At 62.5% G+C, this 25,848-nt stretch carries 26 protein-coding genes and 2 pseudogenes; 13 read left to right on the forward strand and 15 right to left on the reverse strand.

Annotation, left to right across the window (positions count from 1 at the left end):
• Nucleotides 1–53: 53 nt before the first annotated feature.
• The 5 genes from KI242_RS30615 to dadA form a co-directional block, all read right to left on the reverse strand.
• Nucleotides 54–470 carry a c-type cytochrome gene (locus tag KI242_RS30615; RefSeq protein ID WP_011064205.1) on the reverse strand — a complete coding sequence of 139 codons (417 nt, stop codon included), beginning with the start codon at nucleotides 468–470 and terminating at the stop codon, nucleotides 54–56.
• Between the two features lie 182 nt (nucleotides 471–652).
• On the reverse strand, nucleotides 653–1,201 hold the full coding sequence (locus tag KI242_RS30620) for a cupin domain-containing protein (RefSeq protein WP_015637462.1): 549 nt from the start codon (nucleotides 1,199–1,201) through the stop codon (nucleotides 653–655).
• 130 nt (nucleotides 1,202–1,331) lie between these two features.
• Nucleotides 1,332–2,405, reverse strand: a complete 1,074-nt coding sequence (alr, locus tag KI242_RS30625) for an alanine racemase (protein ID WP_212805785.1) — start codon at nucleotides 2,403–2,405, stop codon at nucleotides 1,332–1,334.
• Between the two features lie 91 nt (nucleotides 2,406–2,496).
• A complete protein-coding gene (locus KI242_RS30630) occupies nucleotides 2,497–2,850 on the reverse strand; it encodes a RidA family protein (RefSeq protein ID WP_011064208.1) in 354 nt (117 codons plus the stop codon).
• Nucleotides 2,822–4,123, reverse strand: a complete 1,302-nt coding sequence (gene dadA / locus KI242_RS30635) for a D-amino acid dehydrogenase (RefSeq protein WP_011064209.1) — start codon at nucleotides 4,121–4,123, stop codon at nucleotides 2,822–2,824. The genes KI242_RS30630 and dadA overlap by 29 nt, the downstream gene beginning before the upstream one ends.
• 155 nt (nucleotides 4,124–4,278) lie before the next feature.
• On the opposite strand from dadA, the gene KI242_RS30640 reads away from it, so the two are divergent.
• On the forward strand, nucleotides 4,279–4,767 hold the full coding sequence (locus KI242_RS30640) for an Lrp/AsnC ligand binding domain-containing protein (RefSeq protein WP_011064210.1): 489 nt from the start codon (nucleotides 4,279–4,281) through the stop codon (nucleotides 4,765–4,767).
• Nucleotides 4,768–4,811: 44 nt separating this feature from the next.
• Here KI242_RS30640 and KI242_RS30645 read toward each other — a convergent pair whose 3' ends face one another.
• Entirely contained in the window at nucleotides 4,812–5,165 is a 354-nt protein-coding gene (locus tag KI242_RS30645) for a YkgJ family cysteine cluster protein (RefSeq protein ID WP_011064211.1), read from the reverse strand.
• 148 nt (nucleotides 5,166–5,313) lie between these two features.
• Between KI242_RS30645 and KI242_RS30650 the strand changes: the two are divergent.
• Nucleotides 5,314–6,605, forward strand: a pseudogene (locus KI242_RS30650) (FAD-binding oxidoreductase).
• Nucleotides 6,606–6,632: 27 nt separating this feature from the next.
• Here the strand turns inward: KI242_RS30650 and KI242_RS30655 are convergent.
• Nucleotides 6,633–6,878, reverse strand: a complete 246-nt coding sequence (locus KI242_RS30655) for a DUF1127 domain-containing protein (RefSeq protein ID WP_011064213.1) — start codon at nucleotides 6,876–6,878, stop codon at nucleotides 6,633–6,635.
• 179 nt (nucleotides 6,879–7,057) lie between these two features.
• On the opposite strand from KI242_RS30655, the gene KI242_RS30660 reads away from it, so the two are divergent.
• Together KI242_RS30660 and KI242_RS30665 are read left to right on the forward strand one after the other, a co-directional pair.
• Nucleotides 7,058–8,482, forward strand: a complete 1,425-nt coding sequence (locus KI242_RS30660; RefSeq protein ID WP_011064214.1) for a PLP-dependent aminotransferase family protein — start codon at nucleotides 7,058–7,060, stop codon at nucleotides 8,480–8,482.
• 66 nt (nucleotides 8,483–8,548) lie between these two features.
• Nucleotides 8,549–10,117 carry a phospholipase D family protein gene (locus tag KI242_RS30665; protein WP_015637466.1) on the forward strand — a complete coding sequence of 523 codons (1,569 nt, stop codon included), beginning with the start codon at nucleotides 8,549–8,551 and terminating at the stop codon, nucleotides 10,115–10,117.
• A 4-nt stretch (nucleotides 10,118–10,121) separates the two neighbouring features.
• On the opposite strand, the gene KI242_RS30670 is transcribed toward KI242_RS30665, so the two are convergent.
• Nucleotides 10,122–11,267 (reverse strand): MFS transporter, encoded by a 1,146-nt coding sequence (locus KI242_RS30670; RefSeq protein ID WP_011064216.1) that lies wholly within the window; start codon nucleotides 11,265–11,267, stop codon nucleotides 10,122–10,124.
• A 127-nt stretch (nucleotides 11,268–11,394) separates the two neighbouring features.
• A complete protein-coding gene (locus tag KI242_RS30675; protein ID WP_011064217.1) occupies nucleotides 11,395–12,888 on the reverse strand; it encodes an aldehyde dehydrogenase in 1,494 nt (497 codons plus the stop codon).
• 238 nt (nucleotides 12,889–13,126) lie between these two features.
• Between KI242_RS30675 and KI242_RS30680 the strand changes: the two genes are divergently transcribed.
• Nucleotides 13,127–13,489 (forward strand): cupin domain-containing protein, encoded by a 363-nt coding sequence (locus tag KI242_RS30680; RefSeq protein ID WP_015637468.1) that lies wholly within the window; start codon nucleotides 13,127–13,129, stop codon nucleotides 13,487–13,489.
• A gap of 58 nt (nucleotides 13,490–13,547) precedes the next feature.
• On the opposite strand, the gene rpmG is transcribed toward KI242_RS30680, so the two are convergent.
• Both rpmG and rpmB read right to left on the reverse strand, forming a co-directional pair.
• Nucleotides 13,548–13,703, reverse strand: a complete 156-nt coding sequence (rpmG, locus tag KI242_RS30685; protein ID WP_003177274.1) for a 50S ribosomal protein L33 — start codon at nucleotides 13,701–13,703, stop codon at nucleotides 13,548–13,550.
• An 11-nt stretch (nucleotides 13,704–13,714) separates the two neighbouring features.
• Complete coding sequence (rpmB, locus tag KI242_RS30690) at nucleotides 13,715–13,951, reverse strand: 50S ribosomal protein L28 (protein ID WP_011064219.1); 237 nt, start codon at nucleotides 13,949–13,951, stop codon at nucleotides 13,715–13,717.
• Between the two features lie 475 nt (nucleotides 13,952–14,426).
• Here rpmB and KI242_RS30695 point away from each other — a divergent pair, with 475 nt between their 5' ends.
• Nucleotides 14,427–16,010 (forward strand): ABC transporter substrate-binding protein, encoded by a 1,584-nt coding sequence (locus KI242_RS30695; protein ID WP_015637469.1) that lies wholly within the window; start codon nucleotides 14,427–14,429, stop codon nucleotides 16,008–16,010.
• 48 nt (nucleotides 16,011–16,058) lie between these two features.
• Here the strand turns inward: KI242_RS30695 and radC are convergent, their stop codons facing one another.
• Nucleotides 16,059–16,733 carry a DNA repair protein RadC gene (gene radC, locus KI242_RS30700; RefSeq protein ID WP_011064221.1) on the reverse strand — a complete coding sequence of 225 codons (675 nt, stop codon included), beginning with the start codon at nucleotides 16,731–16,733 and terminating at the stop codon, nucleotides 16,059–16,061.
• Nucleotides 16,734–16,865: 132 nt separating this feature from the next.
• On the opposite strand from radC, the gene coaBC reads away from it, so the two are divergent.
• The 4 genes and pseudogenes from coaBC (at nucleotide 16,866) to argB (ending at nucleotide 21,124) form a co-directional block, all read left to right on the forward strand.
• Nucleotides 16,866–18,074 carry a bifunctional phosphopantothenoylcysteine decarboxylase/phosphopantothenate--cysteine ligase CoaBC gene (gene coaBC, locus KI242_RS30705; protein WP_161466776.1) on the forward strand — a complete coding sequence of 403 codons (1,209 nt, stop codon included), beginning with the start codon at nucleotides 16,866–16,868 and terminating at the stop codon, nucleotides 18,072–18,074.
• 5 nt (nucleotides 18,075–18,079) lie between these two features.
• Nucleotides 18,080–18,535 (forward strand): dUTP diphosphatase, encoded by a 456-nt coding sequence (gene dut / locus KI242_RS30710; RefSeq protein ID WP_152686529.1) that lies wholly within the window; start codon nucleotides 18,080–18,082, stop codon nucleotides 18,533–18,535.
• A gap of 300 nt (nucleotides 18,536–18,835) precedes the next feature.
• A pseudogene (locus KI242_RS30715) lies at nucleotides 18,836–20,194 on the forward strand (phosphomannomutase/phosphoglucomutase); the annotation flags it as partial.
• A gap of 24 nt (nucleotides 20,195–20,218) precedes the next feature.
• Nucleotides 20,219–21,124, forward strand: coding sequence for an acetylglutamate kinase (argB, locus tag KI242_RS30720; RefSeq protein ID WP_011064225.1), 906 nt, complete (start codon nucleotides 20,219–20,221; stop codon nucleotides 21,122–21,124).
• A 151-nt stretch (nucleotides 21,125–21,275) separates the two neighbouring features.
• On the opposite strand, the gene pyrE is transcribed toward argB, so the two are convergent.
• Nucleotides 21,276–21,920, reverse strand: a complete 645-nt coding sequence (pyrE, locus tag KI242_RS30725) for an orotate phosphoribosyltransferase (protein ID WP_011064226.1) — start codon at nucleotides 21,918–21,920, stop codon at nucleotides 21,276–21,278.
• Nucleotides 21,921–22,001: 81 nt separating this feature from the next.
• On the opposite strand from pyrE, the gene KI242_RS30730 reads away from it, so the two are divergent.
• Entirely contained in the window at nucleotides 22,002–22,781 is a 780-nt protein-coding gene (locus tag KI242_RS30730; protein ID WP_011064227.1) for an exodeoxyribonuclease III, read from the forward strand.
• A 61-nt stretch (nucleotides 22,782–22,842) separates the two neighbouring features.
• On the opposite strand, the gene KI242_RS30735 is transcribed toward KI242_RS30730, so the two are convergent.
• On the reverse strand, nucleotides 22,843–23,211 hold the full coding sequence (locus KI242_RS30735; RefSeq protein WP_011064228.1) for a DUF4870 domain-containing protein: 369 nt from the start codon (nucleotides 23,209–23,211) through the stop codon (nucleotides 22,843–22,845).
• Between the two features lie 30 nt (nucleotides 23,212–23,241).
• The gene (gene rph, locus KI242_RS30740; protein ID WP_011064229.1) at nucleotides 23,242–23,964 is read right to left on the reverse strand and encodes a ribonuclease PH; all 723 of its coding nucleotides are present in this window, start codon (nucleotides 23,962–23,964) and stop codon (nucleotides 23,242–23,244) included.
• A gap of 273 nt (nucleotides 23,965–24,237) precedes the next feature.
• Between rph and KI242_RS30745 the strand changes: the two genes are divergently transcribed.
• A complete protein-coding gene (locus KI242_RS30745) occupies nucleotides 24,238–25,101 on the forward strand; it encodes a YicC/YloC family endoribonuclease (RefSeq protein WP_011064230.1) in 864 nt (287 codons plus the stop codon).
• A 10-nt stretch (nucleotides 25,102–25,111) separates the two neighbouring features.
• A complete protein-coding gene (gmk, locus tag KI242_RS30750) occupies nucleotides 25,112–25,732 on the forward strand; it encodes a guanylate kinase (RefSeq protein ID WP_011064231.1) in 621 nt (206 codons plus the stop codon).
• The last annotated feature ends 116 nt before the right edge of the window (nucleotides 25,733–25,848 follow it).

The following is a 25,848-nucleotide window of genomic DNA, read 5'->3' on the forward strand; positions in this document are numbered from 1 at the left end:
TTACGCCCACAAAAAAGCCGCTCGTAAGCGGCTTTTTCGCTGAAGATGGCGGCTTATTTCAGGCCGGACATCTTCTGGATTGCACCTTTGAGCTCGTCATCGGAGCAATCGGCGCAAGTGCCTTTAGGCGGCATTGCATTGATCCCGGTGATGGCCTTGGCCAGGATGCCGTCGAGGCCGCCCTGGTGATCGGCGCGCTCTTTCCAGGCTGCGGTGTCACCGATTTTCGGTGCGCCCAACAGGCCGGTGCCGTGGCAAGCGTTGCAGTGCTTGGCGATCACGTCATCCGGGGATTTCGCGCCACCGCCACCGCCCGCAGAGGCGGCCACTTCCATACCCTTGCATTCCTGCCCCTGGACGCAGACCTGGCCGACAGGCTCAAGACGCTTGGCAATATCATCATTAGTCGCAGCTTGAGCGCTGACTGCCCAAAGGGCCAATACGGTTGCTGGTGCGGCCAGCATTTTCATAATTAGGTTCACGCGTACACCCTCAATGGTGGCTAGTCACGCCTGCGGCCACGGTTTCGCAGGCGGGCGAAAGTATAACGGTTAGCCCGCCACACTGAAACAACCCCAAAGTCGAAGGGGTCTTATTCGCGGCAAAATGTCGCTGGGGGCCTCTCTGCAAGCCTTGCAGGACGCCTCTTGATCTAGAAGTTCGCTGGAGTGGCTGCGCTGATTAGCCGCGCCGGAACATCGAACGGATTACGGAAACGGTGCGGCTTCGTACTCTCAAAGTAGTAGCTATCGCCGGCTTCGAGGACAAATGTTTCAAGCCCTACCACCAGTTCCAGGCGCCCCTCGAGGAGAATCCCGGTTTCCTCGCCGTCATGGGTGAGCATCTCTTCACCGGTATCGGCACCCGGCGGGTAGATCTCGTTGAGGAAGGCAATGGCGCGGCTCGGATGAGCCCGGCCCACCAGCTTCATGGTCACCGCACCATCGGAGATATCGATCAGTTCGTGGGCCTTGTAGACGATCTGAGAAGGCGTTTCCTGGAGAATTTCCTCGGAAAAGAACTCCACCATGGACATGGGAATGCCGCCCAGCACCTTGCGCAGCGAGCTGATCGAGGGGCTGACGCTGTTCTTTTCGATCATTGAAATGGTGCTATTGGTGACGCCCGCACGCTTGGCGAGTTCACGCTGGGAAAGACCTTTCAGTTTACGGATGGATTGCAGTCGTTCACCGACGTCCAATGCGGCAGCCTCCTAGGCGGGAATCAGGCGTTGTTGTAATTGAGCGTTATCATGGCGACAGCGTTCAGTATTTACAACACTTGCTCCCGATTCCCCCGGGAAGGCGACTTTCGGTACAGCCCACGGAATCTCAGCCTTCGCAGTACACCAACGGCACCCGGCGCAGGTTGCAGAACAGCTGATAAGGGATGGTATCGGCGGCCTGCGCAACATCGCTGGCGAGGATGTTCTTGCCCCACAACTCCACGGTCGAACCAAGACCGACCTGGGGCACGTCCGTCAGGTCGACACACAGCATGTCCATGGACACCCGGCCCAGCAGGCGGCTGCGCTGGCCGGCCACCAGTACCGGCGTACCAGTAGGCGCATGGCGCGGATAACCGTCGGCATACCCCATGGCCACCACGCCAATGCGCATTGGCCTGTCGGTGATGAACCTGGCGCCGTAGCCCACCGGCTCGCCGGCCGGCAGTTCACGCACGCAGATCACCTTGGACTCCAGGGTCATTACCGGCTGCAAGCGCGCGGCCACTGAGTTGTTTTCTTCGAACGGCGTCGAACCGTAGAGCATGATGCCCGGGCGCACCCAATCGCTGGGTACGCTGGGCCAGCCCATGACCGCCGGCGAATTGCGCAGGCTGATTTCCGCTCCGAGGCCCTGGCGAGCCGCTTCGAATACCGCCACCTGCTCGCTGCTACGCGGGCAGTCCAGTTCATCGGCGCGGGCAAAGTGGCTCATCAGCACGATCTTCTCGACCTTGCCGCTGGCCTGCAGGCGCTGATACGCCGCCTGGTAATCCTTGGGATGCAGGCCGACCCGGTGCATGCCCGAGTCCAGCTTGAGCCAGACCGTCAGTGGCTTGGCCACGGCCGCCTGCTCGATGGCTTCGAGTTGCCACAGCGAATGCACCACGCACCAGAAATCATGCTCGACGATCAGCGCCAGCTCGGATGCTTCGAAAAAACCTTCCAGCAGCAGCACCGGCGCACGAATGCCCGCGGCGCGCAGCTCCAGGGCTTCTTCGATGCAGGCCACGGCGAAACCGTCGGCCTCGCCTTCCAGTGCCTGGGCGCAGCGCACCGCGCCATGGCCGTAGGCATCGGCCTTGATCACCGCGAGAGCACGAACTCCCGAGGTTTCACGGGCCAGTTGGTAGTTGTGACGCAGGGCTTGGAGATCGATCAGGGCACGGGCAGGGCGCATGGCGGCAGACTTCTAGGCGGTCATGGGGAATAAAAAACCGGTGCTGGATAACGGCGAGCCGCCACCGGCACCGGGAGAGGGATCTTGTCGCTTAAGGCAGAGCGGCCACTACGGACAGCTCGACCAGGATTTCCGGTTCGCACAGCTTGGCTTCGACCGTGGCCCGGGCCGGCGCCACGCCTTTTGGCAGCCACTGGTCCCAGACACTGTTCATGCCAGCGAAGTGGGCATCGATATCCTTCAGGTAGATGGTCACCGACAGCAGCTTGCTCTTGTCGGTACCGGCCAGGTCCAGCAGGCGTTCGATGTTGGCCAGGGTCTCGCGGGTCTGCTGTTCGATCCCGGCCTGCATGTCATCGCCGACTTGCCCGGACAGATACACCGTACCGCCGTGGACAACAATCTGGCTCATGCGCTCATTGGTGAGCTGGCGCTGGATTGACATGTTTAGCTGACTCCTGAGGGTTACCGTAACGGGAAATATCGAGGCCTTCGGCGCTGATCTGCGGCTTTTTCTTGGCCATCAGGTCCGCCAGCAGGCGACCGGAACCGCAAGCCATGGTCCAGCCGAGCGTACCGTGGCCAGTGTTCAAGAACAGGTTGCGGAACGGCGTGGCGCCCACAATCGGCGTGCCATCCGGGGTAGTGGGACGCAGCCCGGTCCAGAAACTGGCCTGGGACAGGTCGCCGCCCTGAGGATAGAGATCGTTGACGATCATCTCCAGCGTTTCACGCCGGCGCGGATTGAGCGAGAGGTCAAAACCGGCTATCTCAGCCATTCCGCCGACCCGGATCCGGTTGTCGAAACGGGTGATCGCGACCTTGTAGGTTTCGTCGAGGATGGTGGAAGTGGGGGCCATGGCCGGGTTGGTGATCGGCACGGTCAGGGAGTAACCCTTGAGCGGGTACACCGGCGCCTTGATGCCCAGCGGCTTGAGCAATTGCGGCGAGTAGCTGCCCAGGGCCAGCACATAGCGGTCGGCGGTTTCCAGCTTGCCGTCGATCCACACGCCGTTGATCCGGTCACCGGCAAAGTCGATGCGCTGGATGTCCTGGCCGAAGCGGAATTCCACACCCAGCTTGCTGGCCATTTCCGCCAGGCGCGTGGTGAAGATCTGGCAGTCGCCAGTCTGGTCGTTGGGCAGGCGCAGGGCACCGGCGAGGATGTCAGTGACGTTGGCCAGGGCCGGCTCGACCCGGGCGATGCCTTCGCGGTCCAGCAGTTCGAACGGCACGCCGGACTCCTTGAGCACGGCGATGTCTTTCGCCGCACCGTCCAGCTGCGCCTGGGTGCGGAACAGCTGGGTAGTACCCAGGCTGCGGCCTTCGTAGGCAATGCCGGTTTCCGCTCGCAACTCGTCGAGGCAGTCACGGCTGTATTCGGACAGGCGCACCATGCGCTCCTTGTTCACCGCATAGCGGCTGGCGGTGCAGTTGCGCAGCATCTGCGCCATCCACAGGTACTGGTCGATGTCGGCCGTGGCCTTGATCGCCAGTGGCGCGTGGCGCTGCAGCAGCCATTTGATGGCTTTGAGCGGTACACCCGGAGCGGCCCAGGGCGACGCATAGCCAGGCGAGACCTGGCCGGCGTTGGCGAAGCTGGTTTCCATGGCGGCGGCCGGCTGACGGTCCACTACGGTCACTTCAAATCCGGCTCGAGCCAGATAATAGGCACTGGTGGTTCCGATAACGCCACTGCCCAAGACCAGAACGCGCATTTTCATATCCTCATCGCGGCTGACCGCTGACGTTTGTTATTCAGAGCAAAGATGGGCGCAGTGTAAGAAACATTGAGCAGTGATTTTCACTATATAACCGCCTATATTTGGCGAGAATTCTCGGCAATATTGCTTTTCACGGAGGGGCATCCCCTATGCGCACCAACCATCAGACCCGTCGGGCCCTGGACAAGATCGATCGCAATATCTTGCGGATACTCCAGGCCGACGGACGCATTTCCTTCACCGAGCTGGGGGAGCGAGTGGGCCTCTCCACCACCCCCTGCACCGAGCGCGTGCGCCGCCTGGAGCGCGAAGGGATCATCATGGGCTACAACGCGCGGCTCAATCCGCAGCACCTCAAGGGCAGCCTGCTGGTGTTCGTCGAGATCAGCCTGGACTACAAGTCCGGCGATACCTTCGAGGAGTTTCGCCGGGCGGTGCTGAAGCTGCCCCACGTACTGGAGTGCCACCTGGTGTCCGGCGACTTCGACTATCTGGTCAAGGCGCGGATCTCGGAAATGGCGTCCTACCGCAAGTTGCTGGGGGACATCCTGCTCAAGCTGCCCCACGTGCGCGAGTCCAAGAGCTACATAGTCATGGAAGAAGTGAAGGAGAGCCTGAGCCTGCCGATTCCGGATTGAAGCGAGAGGGTGCAGCCTTCGCCGGCAAGCCGGGGTGCTCGGGGCTAGACCAGGACCTGGCGAGTGCTGGCCATGTAGTCGTGGATCTGTTTTTCGACCCGAGGGTGGATCATCTCCACCGGGCGCCGGCCGTTGGGGCAAGGCAGGCTCGGCGTGGTGCCGAACAGGCGGCAGATCAGCGGACGCTCGTCATACACGGTGCAACCGTTGGGTCCCAGGTGCACGCAGTTGAGCTCGTCCATGGCAGCTTCCTGCTCGGCAGCGGTCTTGCGCGGCAGGCGGGACATTTCCTCCGGCGAGGTGGTCACCGGGCCGCAGCAGTCGTGGCAGCCGGGAACGCACTCGAAAGAGGGAATCTGCTGACGCAGGCTGCGGACGATTTGACGGTTACAGCTCATGAAAAAGACTACCGGGGCATGAATAGCCGTGAATTCTGCCCTAAATGCCTGGCGGCAGACAGGACCGGGCGTCCTGCGGTTGCCCCGGCGCAAAGGCCCGACTTATGCTCCGCGCATTTTTACCGACACCATCATCAGGACGCATCCCATGCCCGCCAGCCTTCAGCACGCCGCTTCCTACTATGCCGCCAGCAGCCTGCCGCAACCTGACTACCCAGCGTTGGCGGGCGATCTGACAGCCGATGTGTGCGTGGTCGGGGGCGGTTTTTCCGGGCTCAACACCGCGCTGGAACTGGCCGAGCGTGGCCTCAGCGTGGTCCTGCTGGAGGCGCACAAGATCGGCTGGGGCGCCAGCGGGCGCAATGGCGGGCAGTTGATTCGCGGCGTCGGCCACGGCCTCGACCAGTTCACCAAGGTGATAGGCAAGGACGGAGTGCGGCAGATGAAGCTCATGGGGCTGGAGGCGGTGGAGATCGTCCGCCAACGCATCGAGCGTTTCCAGATCCCTTGCGACCTGACCTGGGGCTACTGCGACCTGGCCAACAAGCCGGCCGACCTTGCCGGCTTCGCCGAAGACGCCGAGGAACTGCGCAGCCTCGGCTATCGCCACCAGACCCGGCTGCTGCAGGCCGATGAAATGCACAGCGTGGTGGGTTCCAAGCGCTATGTTGGCGGCTTGATCGACATGGGTTCGGGCCACCTGCACCCGCTGAACCTGGCCCTGGGCGAAGCCCGGGCGGCGCAGCAACTGGGGGTGCAACTGTTCGAACACTCTGCGGTGACCCGCATCGACTACGGCCCCGAGGTCAAGGTCCACAGCAGTCGCGGCACCGTCCGGGCCAAGACCCTGGTGCTGGGCTGCAACGCCTACCTCAACGATCTCAATCCGGAATTGGGGGGCAAGGTGCTTCCGGCCGGCAGCTACATCATCGCCACCGAACCCTTGAGCCCGGCCCTGGCCCAGGAACTGCTGCCGCAGAACATGGCGGTCTGCGACCAGCGCGTGGCCCTGGACTACTACCGCCTTTCGGCTGACCGGCGCCTGCTGTTCGGGGGGCCTGTCATTATTCGGGGCGTGATCCCAAGGACATCGCCGCCTACATGCGGCCGAAGATGCTGGAAGTGTTCCCGCAACTGGCCGCAGTGAAGATCGACTACCAATGGGGCGGCATGATCGGCATCGGCGCCAACCGCCTGCCGCAGATCGGCCGGCTCAAGGACCAGCCCAATGTGTATTACGCCCAGGCCTATTCGGGCCACGGCCTGAATGCCACGCACCTGGCGGGCAAGCTGCTGGGCGAGGCCATCAGCGGCCAGCACGGCGGCGGTTTCGACCTCTTCGCCAAGGTGCCGCACATCACTTTCCCGGGCGGCAAGCATCTGCGCTCGCCGCTGCTGGCCCTGGGCATGCTCTGGCACCGCTTGAAGGAACTGCTCTGACCCTCCCCGTGGCTGCGCGGCGTCGGCCTACAGCCGCCAGAACGGCTTGAGACCTTCGGCCCGCGCCTCTTCCCGGCTCAGGCCGACATCGCGCAACTGCTCGGCAGTCAGCTCCAGCAACGCCTTGCGCGTGCGCAGCCGATGCCAGTACAGACCCAGCGGGCTCAGCCCAGGCGGTGCGGAGCGTGGCAGGCGTGCCGCCAGTGCCTGCTCCTGCTCTGCCTGCAGCTCCTGACTCCGTAACGACAGACGCACATCGCTCAAGCCGTTCATCTGTATTGCTCCTGTTTGCTCAAAGTTGCCATGAGCCAATAGGATGCTTGGTGCGCAAAAACCATTACAGACTCAATACAGCGGTATTAACTCCATACAGTTTTACCAAAAATCCTGCTGAATCCTGTATTTTTGCCCCATCTGTACCGGTCCTCGCGCCCCCACTACGAGCCAATGCCATGACCCTCTACGTCAACCTCGCCGAACTCCTGGGCACCCGCATTGAGCAGGGCTTCTACCGCCCCGGCGATCGACTGCCCTCAGTGCGCGCCCTGAGCGTCGAGCACGGGGTCAGCCTGAGCACCGTGCAGCAGGCCTACCGCCTGCTGGAAGACAACGGCCTGGCGATGCCCAAGCCCAAGTCCGGCTACTTCGTGCCGCCCAGCCGCGAACTGCCCGCCCTGCCCGCCGTTGGCCGCCCGGCCCAGCGACCGGTAGAGATCTCGCAGTGGGACCAGGTGCTGGAACTGATTCGCGCCGTGCCGCGCAAGGACGTGGTGCAACTGGGCCGCGGCATGCCGGACATCACCACCCCCACCCTCAAGCCTCTGCTTCGGGCCCTGGCCCGCCTCAGCCGGCGCCAGGACATGCCAGGCCTGCACTACGACAACATTTACGGCGTGCTGGAGCTGCGCGAACAGGTCGCGCGACTGATGCTGGATTCCGGCTGCCAGCTGGGGGCCGGCGACCTGGTGATCACCACCGGCTGCCACGAGGCGCTGTCCACCAGCATTCGCGCCATCTGCGAGCCGGGGGATATCGTCGCCGTGGACTCGCCGAGCTTCCACGGCGCCATGCAGACCCTCAAGGGCCTGGGCATGAAGGCCCTGGAGATCCCCACCGACCCCATTACCGGAATCAGCCTGGAAGCTCTGGAACTGGCTTTGGAACAGTGGCCGATCAAGGCCATACAGTTGACGCCCAACTGCAACAACCCCCTGGGCTACATCATGCCAGAGCCGCGCAAGCGGGCACTGCTGACCCTGGCCCAGCGCTTCGACGTGGCGATCATCGAAGACGATGTGTATGGCGAACTGGCCTACACCTACCCGCGCCCGCGCACCATCAAGTCCTTCGACGATGATGGCCGGGTGCTGCTGTGCAGCTCGTTCTCGAAAACCCTGGCCCCAGGCCTGCGCATCGGCTGGGTGGCGCCCGGCCGCTACCTGGAACGTGTACTGCACATGAAATACATCAGCACCGGCTCCACGGCCCCGCAGCCCCAGGTAGCCATCGCCGAGTTTCTCAAGAGCGGCCACTTCGAGCCACATCTGCGCAAGATGCGCACCCAGTACCAGCGCAATCGTGACCTGATGCTCGATTGGGTCAGCCGCTACTTCCCCGCCGGCACTCGCGCCAGCCGGCCACAGGGCAGTTTCATGCTGTGGATCGAACTCCCCGAGGGCTTTGATGCTCTGAAGCTCAACCGAGTGCTGCTCGAGCAAGGGGTGCAGATTGCCGTGGGCAGCATCTTTTCCGCCTCGGGCAAGTACCGCAATTGCCTGCGGATGAACTACGCTGCCAAGCCAACCGCGCAGATCGAAGACGCGGTACGCAAGGTCGGCGCTGCAGCCATCAAGCTGCTCAGTGAAACCTCGGACTGACCCCGACCCGAAGCAGGAAGCCAGCCGTCCCATGCCAACCCGTGCCGTGATGCGAGATGACCTGACTTGAACCCTATACAGGCCTTCACCTGGCTTCTGCTGCTGAGCCTCGGGCTGGGCGGCTGCGCTACCCGCGAGGTGCCGTACCAACCCAGCCAGGCCCTGCCCGCCCGTGATTCGGGCTTTGCCCAGTCGATCCGGGCCCAGGCCGCGCCCTACCAGGGGCGTTCCGGCTTTCGCCTGCTACCCAACAGCACCGAAGCGTTCATGGCCCGCGCCGAGCTGATCCGCAACGCGCAAAGCAGCCTCGACCTGCAGTACTACATCGTCCACGACGGCATCAGCACCCGCATGCTGGTGGACGAGCTGCTCAAGGCTGCCGATCGTGGCGTGCGGGTACGCATCCTGCTGGACGACACCACCAGCGACGGCCTGGACCAGATCATCGCCACCCTGGCCGCCCATCCGCAGATCCAGATCCGCCTGTTCAACCCTCTGCACCTGGGCCGCAGCACCGGCCTGACCCGGGCCATGGGCCGCCTGTTCAACCTGTCGCAGCAGCATCGGCGGATGCACAACAAGCTCTGGCTGGCAGACAACAGCGTGGCCATCGTCGGTGGGCGCAACCTGGGGGATGAATACTTCGACGCCCAGCCCAACCTGAACTTCACCGACATCGACATGTTCAGCGTGGGTCCGGTGGCCGAGCAACTGGGCCACAGCTTCGACCAGTACTGGAACAGCGCCCTGAGCCGCCCCATCGGCGAGTTCCTGTCCAGCACACCTTCCACCAAGGCGCTGGACAACACCCGGCTGCGCCTCGAGGAATCCTTGCAGGACAGCCGCCGGCAGAACCAGGCGCTGTACCGGCAACTGATGACCTACCAGACCCAGCCGCGCATGGACATCTGGCGCAAGGAACTGATCTGGGCCTGGAACCAGGCCCTGTGGGACGCTCCGGCCAAGGTCCTGGCCAAGGGTGACCCCGACCCGCACCTGCTGCTCACCACCCAGCTGGCACCGGAACTGAGCGGGGTCGGCAAGGAGCTGATCATGATCTCGGCCTACTTCGTTCCGGGGCAGCCCGGGCTGGTGTACCTGACCGGGCGCGCGGACGCCGGGGTCTCGGTGAGCCTGTTGACCAACTCCCTGGAAGCCACCGACGTGCCAGTGGTGCATGGCGGCTATGCGCCCTATCGCAAGGCATTGCTGGAACATGGAGTGAAGCTCTACGAACTGCGCCGACAACCGGGCGAGCGCGGTGGCAGCGGGCCGCACCTGTTCCACAGCGGCTCCTACAAGGGCTCCGACTCCAGCCTGCACAGCAAGGCGATGATCTTCGACCGACGAAAGAGCTTCATCGGCTCGTTCAACTTCGACCCCCGTTCGGTGCTGTGGAACACCGAGGTCGGGGTGCTGGTGGACAGCCCCGAGCTGGCTGAACATGTCCGCGCCCTGGCCCTGCAGGGGATGGCGCCGGCCCTGAGCTACCAGGTCAAGCTGCTGGACGGCAAGCTGGTCTGGGTGACCGAGGACCAGGGCCAGTTGCACAGCCTGGGCCATGAACCCGGCAACTGGTGGCGCCGCTTCAATGCCTGGCTGAGCACCCGCATCGGCCTGGAACGCATGCTCTGAGTGGCTACAACGCAGCCTGGGCTTCGCCAAAGGCCCCCTGGCGCAGCAGCAGGACAAGCAAGCCAAAAGCCCCGGCCGCCACCAGCAGCAACATGGCGTGGCCGCTCACCCACTGGCTGCCGGCCCCTGCCACCAGCGGCCCGATCAGGCAGCCAATGCCCCAGAGCTGCGCCACATGGGCATTGGCCCGCACCAGTGCATCATCGCGGTAACGCTCCCCGATCAGGATCAGCGACAAGGTGAACAAGCCCCCGGCGCTGGCCCCGAACAACACCCACAGTGGCCAGATCAGCACGGTGCCCAGCAACAGCGGAATGGCCAGGCTGGAACACAGCAGGATCACCGCGCAGCCGGTGAACAGGCCGCGCCGGGAAATCCGATCCGCCAGGGCGCCAATCGGCAGTTGCAAAAGTGCATCCCCCACCACCACGGTGCTGACCATGGCCAGGGCAATGTCTTCGGTGAACCCCTGGCTCAGGCAATACACCGGCAGCAGGGTCAGAATCAGCGCCTCGAAAGTAGCGAACAATGCAACTGCCCAGGCAATCGCCGGCAACTTCTGACAGAAGTGCCACAGGTCAAACAGGGTCACGCTGCACGACTCGGTGCTCGGCGCCCCGCTGCGCCCCAACAGCAGGAGCGGTGATACCACCAGCAAACCCACCGCGGTCCAGAAGCCGTAATCATGCTCAGTACCCAGCACGCCCAACAGCAGGGGCCCGGCCAGCTGGCTCAAGGCATAGCTTGCGCCATACAGCGCCACCAGCCGGCCACGCCACTGCTCCACCACCAGCTGATTGATCCAGCTTTCCCCCAGAATGAAGATGATGGTCAGGACCACTCCCAGTATCAGGCGCAGCACCAACCACAACGGATAGCTGGGCAGCAGCGCCAGCAAGGCAATGGAGATCGCCCCACCCCACAGGCACAGGCGCATCAGGCTGGCGGTGCCGAAGCGCGCCGCCAGGCGGCTGGAGATCTTCGCCCCGAGCAACACGCCAATGGCCGGCATCGCCGCCACCACGCCAATTGCAAAAGGCCCGTAGCCCCAGCTTTCGAGACGAAATGACACCAGGGGCATGGTCACGCCCAGGGCCAGGCCGACACTCAAGACTGCGGCCAAAACGGCGAAATAGGTCGCCCAACGCATTTCCACGCTCCTGTGGATCATTGTTTCGCAAGGCACAGACAACACAGCCGGACTCCCCTTGCGGAAAGTCCGGCTGCGCTATGGATCGACATCAGGCGGGGCACTGCCCCGCCTCAAACGACAAGACTCAGAGCTTGATCCAGGTGGCTTTCAGCTCGGTGTACTTGTCGAACGCATGCAGCGACTTGTCGCGACCGTTGCCCGACTGCTTGAAGCCGCCGAACGGCGCGGTCATGTCGCCGCCGTCGTATTGGTTGACCCAGACGCTGCCGGCACGCAGGGCCTTGGCGGTCTGGTGGGCCTTGGAGATGTTGGCGGTCCACACCGCAGCTGCCAGGCCGTAAGGCGTGTCGTTGGCAATCTGGATCGCCTCTTCCACGCTGTCGAAGGCGATCACCGACAGTACAGGGCCGAAGATCTCTTCCTGGGCGATTTTCATCGCGTTGCTGACACCATCGAAAATGGTCGGCTCGACGTAGGTGCCACCGGTTTCTTCCAGGGTGCGCTTGCCACCGGCCACCAGCTTGGCGCCATCGGCATGCCCGGCTTCGATGTAGGACAGCACGGTGTTCATCTGCTGGGTGTCCACCAGGGCACCGACATTGGTGGCCGGGTCCAGCGGGTTGCCCGGCTTCCAGCCCTTGAGGGCCTCGATCACCAGCGGCAGGAATTTGTCCTTGATGGAGCGCTCCACCAGCAGGCGCGAGCCGGCGGTGCAGACTTCGCCCTGGTTGAAGGCAATGGCGCTGGCGGCGGATTCGGCGGCGGCCTGCAGGTCCGGAGCATCGGCGAACACGATGTTCGGGCTCTTGCCGCCGGCTTCCAGCCACACGCGCTTCATGTTGGATTCGCCGGAGTAGACCAGCAACTGCTTGGCGATCTTGGTGGAGCCGGTGAACACCAGGGTGTCCACGTCCATGTGCAGGGCCAGGGCCTTGCCGACAGTGTGGCCGTAGCCTGGCAGTACGTTGAACACGCCCGCCGGAATCCCGGCTTCCACTGCCAGGGCAGCGATGCGGATGGCGGTCAGCGGGGATTTTTCCGAAGGCTTGAGGATCACCGAGTTACCGGTGGACAGCGCCGGGCCCAGTTTCCAGCAAGCCATCATCAGGGGGAAGTTCCACGGCACGATGGCCGCGACCACGCCTACCGGCTCACGGGTGACCAGGCCCAACTGGTCGTGAGGGGTGGCAGCGACTTCATCGTAGATCTTGTCGATGGCCTCGCCGCTCCAGCTCAGGGCCTGGGCGGCGCCGGGAACGTCGATATCCAGGGAGTCGCTGATGGGCTTGCCCATGTCCAGGGTTTCCAGGAGCGCGAGTTCTTCAGCGTGCTGCTTCAACAGGCCGGCAAAGCGGATCATCACCGACTTGCGCTTAGCCGGCGCCAAGCGCGACCAGGCGCCGGAGTTGAAGGTGGCGCGGGCGTTTTCCACGGCGCGCTGGGCATCGGCGGCATCACAGCTGGCGATGGTCGCCAGTACGCGACCGTCTACCGGGCTGATGCATTCGAAGGTGTCGCTGGAAGCCGATGCGGTGTATTCGCCGTTGATGTAGGCACGACCTTCGATTTTCAGGTCGCGGGCACGTTGTTCCCAGTCGGCACGAGTCAGGGTGGTCATACGAGTGTCCTCCTCTTATTTGTATACAAGCGCCATGCGAACTACGCCGGCACTGCTGAAGAATTCTGCCCGGCCAGCCTGTTTTCGGCCAAAGGCACCCGCCACCCTAAACCAGCGACACCTGTACTTTCAATATATTTGACAAAGCCCGGGCAAACGCCATTGCTATGTGCATTTTAATAAACATAGACTTTGGCCTTCATAGCCACTCGCGCCGCAATCACGGGGGAATACAACAATGAGCATCCACAACGTCGTCGACTTCAGCCAGGCCACCACCGAGGGCGAACGCTACCGCCCCGCTGCGGAAAAAATCCTCAAGGGCGACCCCGAGCAAGCGGTGTTCAACCATTACGCCAGCCCGTGCGGCCAGCTCAATGCCGGGATCTGGGAAGGCGCCGTAGGCCAGTGGACGGTGAACTTCACCGAGCACGAATACTGCGAGATCCTCCAGGGCGTATCGGTACTGCGTGATCACGACGGCAATGCCAAGACTCTGCGAGTCGGCGACCGCTTCGTGATCCCGGCCGGCTTCAAGGGCACCTGGGAAGTGCTGGAGCCCTGCCGCAAGGTCTATGTGGCCTTCGAACAGAAAGCCTGAATCCCGGGCACAAAAAAACCCGCTTGAAGGCGGGTTTTTTTGTCAGAAGAAAAATCAATTACTTGATTTTGCCTTCCTTGTAGATCACGTGCTTGCGAACAACCGGATCATATTTCTTGATCTCGATTTTGTCCGGAGTAGTACGCTTGTTCTTGTCGGTAGTGTAGAAGTGACCAGTACCGGCGCTCGAGATCAAACGAATCAATTCACGCATGATTAGCTCCCTTAAACCTTGCCGCCATCGCGACGGATTTCGGCCAGCACGACATCAATGCCGCGCTTGTCGATGATACGCATGCCTTTGGCAGATACGCGCAGACGCACAAAACGTTTCTCGGACTCAACCCAGAAGCGGTGATGCTGCAGGTTCGGCAGGAAACGACGACGGGTTTTGTTGTTTGCGTGGGAAATGTTATTCCCAGTCACCGGACCCTTACCGGTAACTTGACAGACTCTAGACATGCCTCAGCCCTCTAAAACCACATGCCCAACCCGGCATGGGTTGGCCGCTTAATCTCTCAGTCATTTGGCGCCAGGCGCCGCGTTTCTTTAGGGTCTTACCGGCTACACCTACAAGCGAAGGAACCGGGCCCCTAGAAAAGAGCGCTGCTTTATACCAGAAAGACCCCAGAGCAACAACAACCGCTGTGCCCAGGATGACGAAAAGTCCTGATTTTCTTGCGCCGGACGCCTGCGGCAAAGGCTACCGCAGAAATCTACCGCTCGTCGCAGAATATATTTCTCCCGAAACCCCAGGCACAAAACCGCCATTGGGCGCGGTCATGCCTGCGGAAAATCACGCCTGGAACCCCGGCCGAGCCCGAGGTTTCGTCACTCGATACAAAAGGGATAGTCATTTTACAAAGAGCCCACTAGGGTAAGGCATTTCCAGACTGCACTCGCAGATGGGCTTTCGATCTGCACAAGGAACCCGACCATGCGTCTTGCCGCCCTCCCGCTCCTGCTCGCCCCTCTCCTGAGCCCCCTGGCCCAGGCTGCCGCGCTGAGCGTCTGCACCGAAGCCAGCCCGGAGGGCTTCGACGTGGTGCAGTACAACTCACTGACCACCACCAACGCATCCGCCGACGTGCTGATGAACCGCCTGGTGGAGTTCGACGCCGATAGCGGCAAGGTAGTCCCCAGCCTTGCCGACAGCTGGGAGGTCTCTGCCGACGGCCTGACCTACGTGTTCAAGCTGCACCCCAAGGTCAAGTTCCACCGCACCGAGTATTTCAACCCCAGCCGCGAGCTGACCGCCGAAGACGTCAAGTTCAGCTTCGAGCGCATGCTCGATCCGGCCCATCCGTGGCACAAGATCGCCCAGAGCGGCTTTCCCCACGCCCAATCCCTGCAGTTGCCCAGCCTGATCAAGAAGATCGATGCCCTGGACCCGCTGACCGTACGCTTTACCCTGGACCACGCCGATTCGACCTTCCTCGCCACCCTGAGCATGGGCTTCGCCTCGATCTACTCGGCGGAGTACGCCGAGCAACTGCTCAAGGCCGGCACCCCGGAGAAGCTCAACAGCCAGCCGATCGGCAGCGGCCCGTTCATCTTCGGGCGCTTCCAGAAAGACGCCTCGATCCGCTACAAGGCCAACCGCGACTACTTTGCCGGCAAGCCTGCGGTCGATTCGCTGATCTTTGCCATCACCCCGGACGCCAACGTGCGCCTGCAGAAGCTGCGCCGCAACGAGTGCCAGATCGCGCTGTCGCCCAAGCCCCTGGATGTCCAGGCCGCCAGCGAGGATCCGGCACTGAAGGTCGAGCACACCGCAGCCTTCATGACCGCCTTCGTCGCCATCAACAGCCAGCACCCACCCCTGGACAAACCCGAGGTACGCCAGGCAATCAACCTGGCCTTCGACAAGGGCAGCTACCTCAAGGCGGTCTTTGAAGGCACCGCCGAAGCCGCCAACGGCCCTTACCCGCCCAATACCTGGAGCTACGCCAAGGACCTGCCCGGGTACGCCCACGACCCGGAAAAGGCTCGCCAACTGCTGGCCAAGGCTGGCCTGAAGAACGGCTTCCAGACCACCCTCTGGACCCGCCCCTCTGGCAGCCTGCTCAACCCCAACCCCAGCCTGGGCGCGCAGTTGCTGCAATCGGACCTGGCCCAAGTAGGGATCCAGGCGGAAATCCGCGTGATCGAATGGGGTGAACTGATCCGCCGCGCCAAGGCCGGCGAGCACGACCTGCTGTTCATGGGCTGGGCTGGCGACAACGGCGACCCGGATAACTTCCTCTCGCCACAGTTCACCTGCGCCGCCGTCAAGTCCGGCACCAACTTCGCCCGCTACTGCGACCAGAACCTGGACAAGCTGATCACGGCCGGCAAGACCACCAGCGAACAGGGTGTGCGCAGCAAGCTGTACCAACAGGCCCAGACCCAGATCCAGCAGCAGGCGCTGTGGCTGCCCCTGGCACACCCGACCGCATTCGCCCTGACTCGCAAGCAGGTCGAGGGCTACCAGGTGAGCCCCTTCGGGCGCCAGGACTATTCGAAAGTCAGCATCAAGTGAACTGCCGGCCGGCTTCAAGGCCCACCCAGGCCTTGAAGCCGGCTGCATTCAGATCCAGCCGTACTCGGCCATCGACAGCGGGTCGCCCTCCCCCACGATGAAGTGGTCCAGCACCCGCACATCGATCAACTCCAGTGCCTCCTGCAAACGTCGGGTCACTACCCGGTCGGCCGGGCTGGGCTCGCAAATGCCTGACGGATGGTTGTGGCAGAGGATCACCGCCGCTGCATTGTGCGCCAAGGCGCGCTTGATCACCTGCCGCGGGTACACCGTGGTGCTGTCGATGGAGCCCTGAAACAGCACTTCGAAGGTCAGTACACGATGCCGCGTGTCGAGAAACAGGCAACCGAACACTTCATGGGGCTCGTGGCGCAGCATCGACTTCAGGTAATCGCGCACCACCAGCGGGTTCTCCAACGCGGACTGGCGATGCAGTTTCTCCGCCAGATGCCGGCGGGCCATTTCCAGCACCGCCTGCAACAAGGCGTACTTGGCCGGGCCCAGCCCCAGTTGGCGGGTGAAGGTCAGTTGATCGGCCTCCAGCAGCCTGCGCAGGCTGCCAAAGCGCCGCAACAGATGCCGCGCCAGGTCCACCGCGCTTTTACCGGCCACCCCGGTGCGCAGGAAAATAGCCAGTAGCTCGGCGTCGGAAAGGCTGATGGCGCCCTGCTCCAGAAGCCGTTCCCGCGGACGCTCCGCCGCGGGCCAGTCACGAATACTCATCACACCTCCCTGTGCATGGCGCCGCTGTTCGACAGCGGGCGCTGTGCTATCTTAGCCCCCTCTTTTTTGCGTGGTATTTCACCTGGGGAGGGGGCATGCCACGCAGCAATCACTGAACGGAAAGACAGGCCTATGCAGCGGCTGTATCGGAAACGCATCGTGCTCGGCGTCGGCGGCGGCATTGCCGCCTACAAGAGCGCGGAGCTGGTTCGCCGACTCCTCGACCAGGGCGCCGAAGTGCGCGTGGTCATGACCCGGGGCGGCAGTGAATTCATTACCCCGCTGACCATGCAAGCGCTCTCCGGGCACCCGGTCCACCTCGACCTGCTGGACCCGGCTGCCGAAGCCGCCATGGGCCATATCGAGCTGGCCAAGTGGGCCGACCTGGTGCTGATCGCGCCGGCCACCGCGGACCTGATTGCCCGCCTGGCCCAGGGCATTGCCGACGATCTGCTGACCACCCTGGTGCTGGCCACCGATGCCATCGTCGCCATCGCCCCGGCGATGAATCAGGCCATGTGGCGCGACCCTGCCACCCAAGCCAATACCCAACTGCTGCAAAGCCGTGGCCTGAAGGTCTTCGGCCCGGCTTCCGGCAGCCAGGCCTGTGGCGATGTCGGCCTGGGCCGCATGCTGGAGGCCAACGACCTGGCCCAGAGCGCCGCCGATTGCTTCCAGCATCTGGCGCTGACCGGCAAGCACCTGCTGATTACCGCCGGGCCGACCCAGGAAAACATCGATCCGGTGCGCTACATCACCAACCATAGCTCAGGAAAAATGGGCTTCGCCCTGGCCGAGGCTGCGGTTGAAGCCGGTGCCCGGGTGACCCTGATCACCGGGCCGGTACACCTGCCAACCCCCGATAGAGTCACGCGGATCGACGTTGTCAGCGCCCGGGACATGCTCGCAGCCTGTGAGTCGGCGATCCCATGCGACGTTTTCATCGCCTCTGCGGCGGTCGCGGACTACCGACCGGAAGTCGTCGCCCCACAAAAATTAAAGAAAGACCCTACGAAAGGTGACGGCCTGTTGCTGCAGATGGTGCGCAACCCGGACATCCTGGCCACCATTGCCAGCCGTCCGGATCGGCCTTTCAGTGTCGGTTTCGCCGCAGAAACCGAAAACTTGCTCGACTACGCTGCACGCAAATTGAAGGACAAGAACCTCGATCTGATCGTCGCCAACGACGTTGCCAACCCGAGCATTGGCTTCAACAGCGAGGAAAACGCCTGCAGCGTGATTGACCGGGAGTTGCACGCAACTCTCTTCGCCCAGACCAGCAAGGGCAAGATTGCCCGCCAGCTGATCTCTTTTATCGCCGAACGGCTGAACCAGGTTTAACTCGCATGCACGCTTTACAAGCCAAGATCCTCGACCCACGCATCGGCAACGAATTCCCTCTGCCGCAGTACGCCACGCCGGGCTCCGCCGGCCTCGACCTGCGAGCCATGCTCAAGGAAGACACCCTTCTGGAGCCAGGCCAGACGCTGCTGATCCCTACCGGGCTGTCGGTCTACATTGGCGATCCGGGCCTGGCAGCGCTGATCCTGCCGCGCTCCGGCCTGGGCCATAAGCACGGCATCGTGCTGGGCAACCTGGTGGGCCTGATCGACTCGGACTACCAGGGCGAACTGATGGTGTCCTGCTGGAACCGTGGCCAGAGCGCCTTCAACATCGCCGTCGGCGAGCGCATCGCCCAACTGGTGCTGGTGCCTGTGGTCCAGGCGCATTTCGAAGTGGTCGAAGCCTTTGATGAAAGCCAGCGCGGCGCAGGTGGCTTCGGCCACTCCGGCAGCCACTGATCTGCCTCTCGGAGTGGGCAGCCTGCCTGCTCCGCCCCCTTGCGAGAGCAATCAAGGACCGAGGACCAGCATTTTTTTGCAGGGTGCCTGGCCCCCGCCAGGCCGGGCTGCTGACCGGTTCCGGAGGGGACGGAGCCCGTCAGATGGCACTTTCGCAGTACGAACTCTATGCTGAAAACGCCGTCATACCCTTCAGTTTGAGCCTGCCGGCCTGTCCTCTCACGGCCGTACTGCACCCCTTCAGATGGAGCACCCTCAGTGATGAGCAACGCAGCTAAAGTCGCCCCGAAATTCCCCGACAGCATCTTCCGCGCCTACGACATCCGCGGCGTTGTACCGCAAACCCTGACTGCTGAAACCGCCTACTGGATCGGCCGCGCCATCGGCTCCCAGAGCCTGGCCCAGGGTGAACCGAACGTCTCCGTGGGCCGCGATGGCCGCCTGTCCGGGCCGGAACTGGTGGCGCAACTGATCCAGGGCCTGCACGACAGCGGCTGCCACGTCAGCGACGTCGGCCTGGTGCCGACCCCGGCCCTGTATTACGCGGCCAACGTACTGGCCGGCAAGTCCGGCGTAATGCTCACCGGCAGCCACAACCCCTCGAACTACAACGGTTTCAAGATCGTCATCGCCGGCGACACCCTGGCCAATGAACAGATCCAGGCCCTGCACGAGCGCCTCAAGAGCAACAACCTGAGCAGCGCCCAGGGCAGCGTCACCCAGGTCGACATCCTGCCGCGCTACGCCGAGGAGATCATCCGTGACGTCAAGCTGGCCCGCCGCCTGAAAGTCGTGGTGGATTGCGGCAACGGCGCCGCCGGGGTGATTGCCCCACAGTTGATCGAAGCCCTGAACTGCGAAGTGATCCCGCTGTTCTGCGAAGTGGACGGCAACTTCCCCAACCACCACCCGGATCCGGGCAAGCCCGAGAACCTCGAGGACCTGATTGCCAAGGTCAAGGAAACCGGCGCCGACCTGGGCCTGGCCTTCGACGGCGACGGCGATCGTGTCGGCGTGGTGACCAACACCGGCAGCATCGTCTTCCCCGACCGCCTGTTGATGCTGTTCGCCAAGGACGTGGTGGCGCGCAACCCGGATGCGGAGATCATCTTCGACGTCAAATGCACCCGACGCCTGATTCCGCTGATCAAGGAATATGGCGGTCGCCCGCTAATGTGGAAGACCGGTCACTCGTTGATCAAAAAGAAAATGAAACAGACCGGCGCTCTACTGGCCGGCGAAATGAGCGGCCATGTGTTTTTCAAGGAACGCTGGTTCGGCTTCGACGACGGCATTTATAGCGCCGCACGGTTGCTGGAGATCCTCAGCAAGGAAAAATCCACCGCGGAAGAGTTGTTCGCCACCTTCCCGAACGATATTTCTACGCCGGAAATCAATATCCATGTGACCGAAGAGAGCAAATTCAGCATCATTGACGCCCTGCACGACGCGCAGTGGGGTGCAGGCGCCGACCTGACCACCATTGACGGGGTGCGGGTCGACTATGCCAAGGGCTGGGGCCTGGTTCGCGCCTCCAACACCACCCCTGTGCTGGTGCTGCGCTTCGAGGCTGATGATGCAGCCGAACTGCAGCGCATCAAGGATGTGTTCCACACCCAGCTGAAACGTGTTGCACCTGATCTCCAACTACCGTTTTGATTGTTTGAAGCACCGGAGCCCTGAATGACCATCGAACGCGATGCCGCCGCCAATACCGCCAAGGTCCTATCCGAAGCGCTGCCTTATATTCGCCGCTATGTCGGCAAGACCCTGGTGATCAAGTACGGCGGCAACGCTATGGAAAGCGAGGAGCTGAAAACCGGCTTCGCCCGCGACATCGTGCTGATGAAGGCTGTCGGGATCAACCCGGTGGTGGTGCACGGTGGCGGCCCGCAGATCGGTGACCTGCTCAAGCGCCTTTCCATTGAAAGCCACTTCGTCGATGGCATGCGCGTGACCGATGCGCAAACCATGGACGTGGTGGAGATGGTCCTCGGTGGCCAGGTCAACAAGGACATCGTCAACCTGATCAACCGTCACGGCGGCAGCGCCATCGGCCTGACCGGCAAGGATGCCGAGCTGATCCGGGCGAAAAAACTCACCGTGACCCGCCAGACGCCGGAAATGACCACCCCGGAAATCATCGATATCGGCCATGTGGGCGAAGTGGTCGGGATCAACACCGACCTGCTGAACCTGCTGGTCAAGGGTGATTTCATCCCGGTGATCGCACCGATCGGGGTCGGCGCCAACGGCGAGTCCTACAACATCAACGCCGATCTGGTGGCTGGCAAGGTGGCCGAAGCATTGAAAGCCGAAAAGCTGATGCTGCTGACCAACATCGCCGGCCTGATGGACAAGTCGGGCAAGGTCCTCACCGGCCTGAGCACCCAGCAGGTCGACGAACTGATCGCCGACGGCACCATCTACGGCGGCATGCTGCCGAAAATCCGCTGCGCGCTGGAAGCCGTGCAAGGCGGGGTCGGCAGTTCGCTGATCATCGACGGTCGCGTGCCCAACGCGATCCTGCTGGAGATCTTCACCGATACGGGTGTCGGCACCCTGATCAGCAACCGCAAGCGTCCTTAAGCACCAGGCACAAAAAAGCCCCCGCCCGGGATCCCGGGCGGGGGCTTTTTTATCGACGCAATCTTTGTGGGAGCGGGCTTGCCGGCGAAGGCACTCACGCGGGCAACTCAAGGCCCAAAGGCCTCTTCACCGGCAAGCCGGCTCCTACAGGTCAGATTCCGTACTGCGCGCGGTAGGCTTCCACCGCCGGCAGATGCTGCTTGAGCGCCGGATCATCCGCCAGGAACTGCAGGACCTGGGTCAGGGAGACAATGCTCACCACCGGAATGCCGAAGTCACGCTCGACCTCCTGGATCGCCGACAACTCGCCGTTGCCGCGTTCCTGACGGTTCAGGGCGATCAGCACCCCGGCCGCCTTGGCGCCGTCCTGGGACTCGATGATCTGCATCACTTCGCGGATCGCCGTGCCGGCGGTGATCACGTCGTCGATGATCAGCACATCGCCGGTCAAGGGAGCCCCCACCAGGCTGCCGCCTTCGCCGTGAGCCTTGGCTTCCTTGCGGTTGAAGCACCAGGGCAGATCGCGCTGGTGATGCTCGGCAAGCGCCACCGCAGTGGCCGCCGCCAGAGGAATGCCTTTATAGGCCGGGCCAAACAGCACATCGAAGGGAATGCCGCTTTCGACGATCGCAGCGGCGTAGAAACGCCCCAGCTGGGCCAGCGCCGAACCGCTGTTGAACAGGCCGGCATTGAAGAAGTAAGGGCTGGTGCGCCCGGACTTCAGGGTGAACTCACCGAAGCGCAAAACCCCGCGATCGATGGCAAAACGAATGAAATCGCGCTGATACGCCTGCATGAAAAAACCCCAGATACCACGGATTTAGCTAATTAGGTAGAGCTCGGGTATCATACACGCACGTGATTTTTGGGGCCATTTATGCGGATCATCAGTGTGAACGTCAATGGTATTCAGGCTGCAGTGGAGCGTGGTTTGCTCAGTTGGCTGCAGGCACAGAATGCCGACGTCATCTGCCTGCAGGACACCCGCGCCTCTGCCTTTGAACTGGACGACCCAGCCTTCCAACTGGATGGCTACTTCCTTTATGCCTGCGATGCCGAAGTCCCTGCCCAAGGCGGTGTGGCTTTGTATTCGCGGTTGCAGCCGAAGGCGGTCATCAGCGGCCTCGGCTTCGAGACAGCCGATCGTTACGGGCGCTACCTGCAAGCCGATTTCGACAAGGTCAGCATCGCGACCTTGCTGCTTCCATCAGGGCAGAACGGCGATGAAGACTTGAACCAGAAGTTCAAGCTAATGGACGATTTCGCCCGTTATCTGGATAAACAGCGGCGCAAACGTCGCGAGTACATTTATTGTGGCTCGCTGTACGTGGCGCAACAGAAGCTGGATATCAAGAACTGGCGCGACAGCCAGCAATCTCCGGGCTTCCTGGCACCTGAACGTGCCTGGATGGACGAGATCATTGGCAACATGGGTTATGTCGACGCATTGCGTGAAGTCAGCCGTGAAGGCGACCAGTACAGCTGGTGGCCGGACAACGAACAGGCCGAGATGCTGAACCTGGGCTGGCGTTTCGACTACCAGTTGCTGACTCCCGGCCTGCGTCGCTTTGTCCGCAGCGCTCGCCTGCCGCGCCAGCCACGCTTCTCGCAGCACGCACCGCTGATCGTGGACTATGACTGGACGCTGACCATCTAAGCGTCCTTTCACCGCCACAAAAAAGCCGACATCGCTGTCGGCTTTTTTGTGCTTGCTCGAGCTACTTGATCAGGCGCCAGGTGAAGGGGTAGCGATAAGGCACCCCTTCGCCAGCCTTGACTCCGCCGATGATGGTCAGCACCAGGGCTCCGATCGCCAGCAGGCCGAACATGAAGAACCCGATCACCACGATCATCAACAGGAAGCACACCGCCGACGCAATGGCGACGGTTAGCTGGAAGTTCAGTGCTTCCTTGCCCTGGGCATCGATAAAGGGATCGGTTTCGCGCTTCATCTGCCAGAGAATCAACGGTCCGATCAGTGTGCCGAAAGGAACCCAGATCCCCAGTAAGGCGGACAGGTGACAAAACATCGCCCATTGCCGGACTTCGTGGCTCGGCGTAGGCAGCGGCAGTTGTTCATCACTCATGGTGCTCTCCTTGCTGAAGACCTGCGCCCATCAATCGGCGAGCGCGGCTTGCTGCAGTTGGAAAATCTCGTTCATGCCTTGCTGGGCCAGGGCCAGCATCGCATTCAGTTCAGCCGGCTGGAACGGCGCACCTTCGGCAGTGCCCTGCACTTCGATGAAACCACCGGTGCTGGTCATCACAACGTTGAGGTCGGTTTCGGCAGCCGAGTCCTCCAGATAATCCAGGTCCAGGACCGGTTCGCCCTGGTACATGCCAACGGATACCGCGGCGATCATCTGCTTCAGCGGATCGCCGCCTTTCAGGCCACCGCGCTTCTTGATCACTTTCAAGGCGTCGACCAGGGCCACCATGGCGCCAGTGATCGATGCGGTACGAGTACCGCCGTCGGCCTGGATCACGTCGCAATCGACATACAGGGTGACGTCGCCCAGCTTGGACATGTCCAGTGCGGCGCGCAGCGAACGGCCGATCAGGCGCTGGATCTCCAGGGTCCGACCGCCCTGCTTGCCACGGCTGGCTTCGCGCTGGTTACGCTCGCCGGTAGCCCGCGGCAGCATGCCGTACTCGGCAGTCAGCCAACCCTGGCCCTGGCCCTTGAGGAAGCGCGGCACACCGTTCTCGACGCTGACCGTGCAGATCACTTTGGTATCACCGAACTCGACCAGTACAGATCCCTCGGCGTGTTTGGTGTAGTTGCGGGTGATGCGGATCGAGCGGAGCTGATCGGCGGCGCGACCACTTGGACGTTTCATAGGGGAACACCTGTACGGGGACGGAAAACTGCCGAGCATTATAAAGCCCGCAACCGCGCCAGGGCACGCCTAAAAAGGTCAAAGGAGCATTTACACCGCGGATGAGTCCTGTTGCGACGAGCTGCAATGCATTGGCAGCGCCAGGGTTTGGGGGCTCCGACCGCACTGCGCTACAATCCTGCGCCTTCGCAGCCTGTCGGCTTCAATTCATCTTTATCAGGCCCGCCCACCCCCCCTCACGGTTGGTGCCGGCGCTGAATCGGAGGTACCTCCATGGTGCACAGCATGACCGCCTTCGCCCGGGCAGAACGGGCAGGCACTCAGGGCACCCTGAGCTGGGAACTGCGCTCGGTCAACAGCCGTTACCTGGAGCCGCACCTGCGTTTGCCGGAAGCCTTTCGCGACCTTGAAGGCGCGGTCCGCGAAGCCCTGCGCCAGGGCCTGTCCCGCGGCAAGGTCGAGTGCACCTTGCGCTTCATCGAGGAAACCGCCGGCAAACCGCTGCAGGTGGATCGCGAGCGCGCCGCGCAACTGGTCGCTGCCGCCGAGTCCGTCGCCAGCCTGATCAAGCAGCCGGCCGCGCTCAACCCGCTGGAAGTCCTGGCCTGGCCGGGCGTACTGGTGGCCGACGCCACTGACCCGCAAGCCTTGAACAGTGACGCCCTGGCCCTGTTCAACCAGGGCTTGAAGGAACTGAAGAATGGCCGCGAACGGGAAGGCGCCGAACTGGCCAGGCTGATCGACGAACGCCTGTCCTCCATCGAGGAAGACGTGGCGACCCTGCGTGAACTGGTCCCGCAGATGCTCGCGACCCAGCGCCAGAAGATCCTCGACCGCTTCGCCGACATGCAGGCTGAGCTGGATCCGACCCGTCTCGAACAGGAGATGGTGCTGCTGGCACAGAAAAGCGACGTCGCCGAAGAACTGGACCGCCTGAGCACCCACATCATTGAAGTACGTCGCGTGCTCAAGTCCGGCGGCGCGGCCGGGCGGCGCCTGGACTTCCTGATGCAGGAACTCAACCGCGAAGCCAACACACTGGGCTCCAAGGCCTTCGACCCGCGCAGCACCCAAGCTGCGGTCAACCTCAAGGTGTTGATCGAGCAAATGCGCGAACAAGTGCAGAACATTGAGTAAGGCAACTGACATGACCCACAGCACCGGCACCCTGTACATCATTTCCGCGCCGTCGGGCGCGGGCAAGAGCAGCCTGGTCAAGGCCCTGACCGACGCCAAACCGGAGATTCGTGTCTCGGTCTCCCACACCACCCGTGCCATGCGCCCCGGCGAGGTAGACGGCGTGAACTATCACTTCGTCTCCCGCGAGACGTTCGTGAAGATGGGTGAGCACGGGGACTTCCTGGAGCGCGCCGAAGTGTTCGGCAACCTCTACGGAACCTCGCAAAGCCACTTGCAGCAAACCCTGGACGCAGGTCACGACCTGATTCTGGAAATCGACTGGCAAGGCGCGGAACAAGTACGCAAGCTGATGCCCCAGGCCCGTTCGATCTTCATCCTGCCACCGTCCTTGCAAGCCCTGCACCAGCGCCTGACCAACCGTGGGCAGGACAGTGACGAGGTCATCGACGGGCGGATGCGCGAAGCCGTCAGCGAAATGAGCCACTACGTCGACTACGACTATCTGATCATCAACGACGATTTCGCCCACGCGCTGGGCGACCTGAAGGCGATTTTCCGCGCCAATCAGCTGCAACAGAAACGCCAGCAGCAGCGTTTCGGCAAATTGCTGGCTGAACTCCTGGGTTAAAACAGCACTTCCCAAAACCGCTGCAAGCGCTTTACATTGGCACTTGCAGCGCGTTGAAGGGCTTGGTTAAAAAATCAGCGCTTCCCTTAACGCTGGTGATTTTTTAAACTGTTGAG

This window comes from Pseudomonas sp. Eqa60, assembly GCF_018326405.1.
Taxonomy (GTDB): Bacteria; Pseudomonadota; Gammaproteobacteria; order Pseudomonadales; family Pseudomonadaceae; genus Aquipseudomonas; species Aquipseudomonas protegens.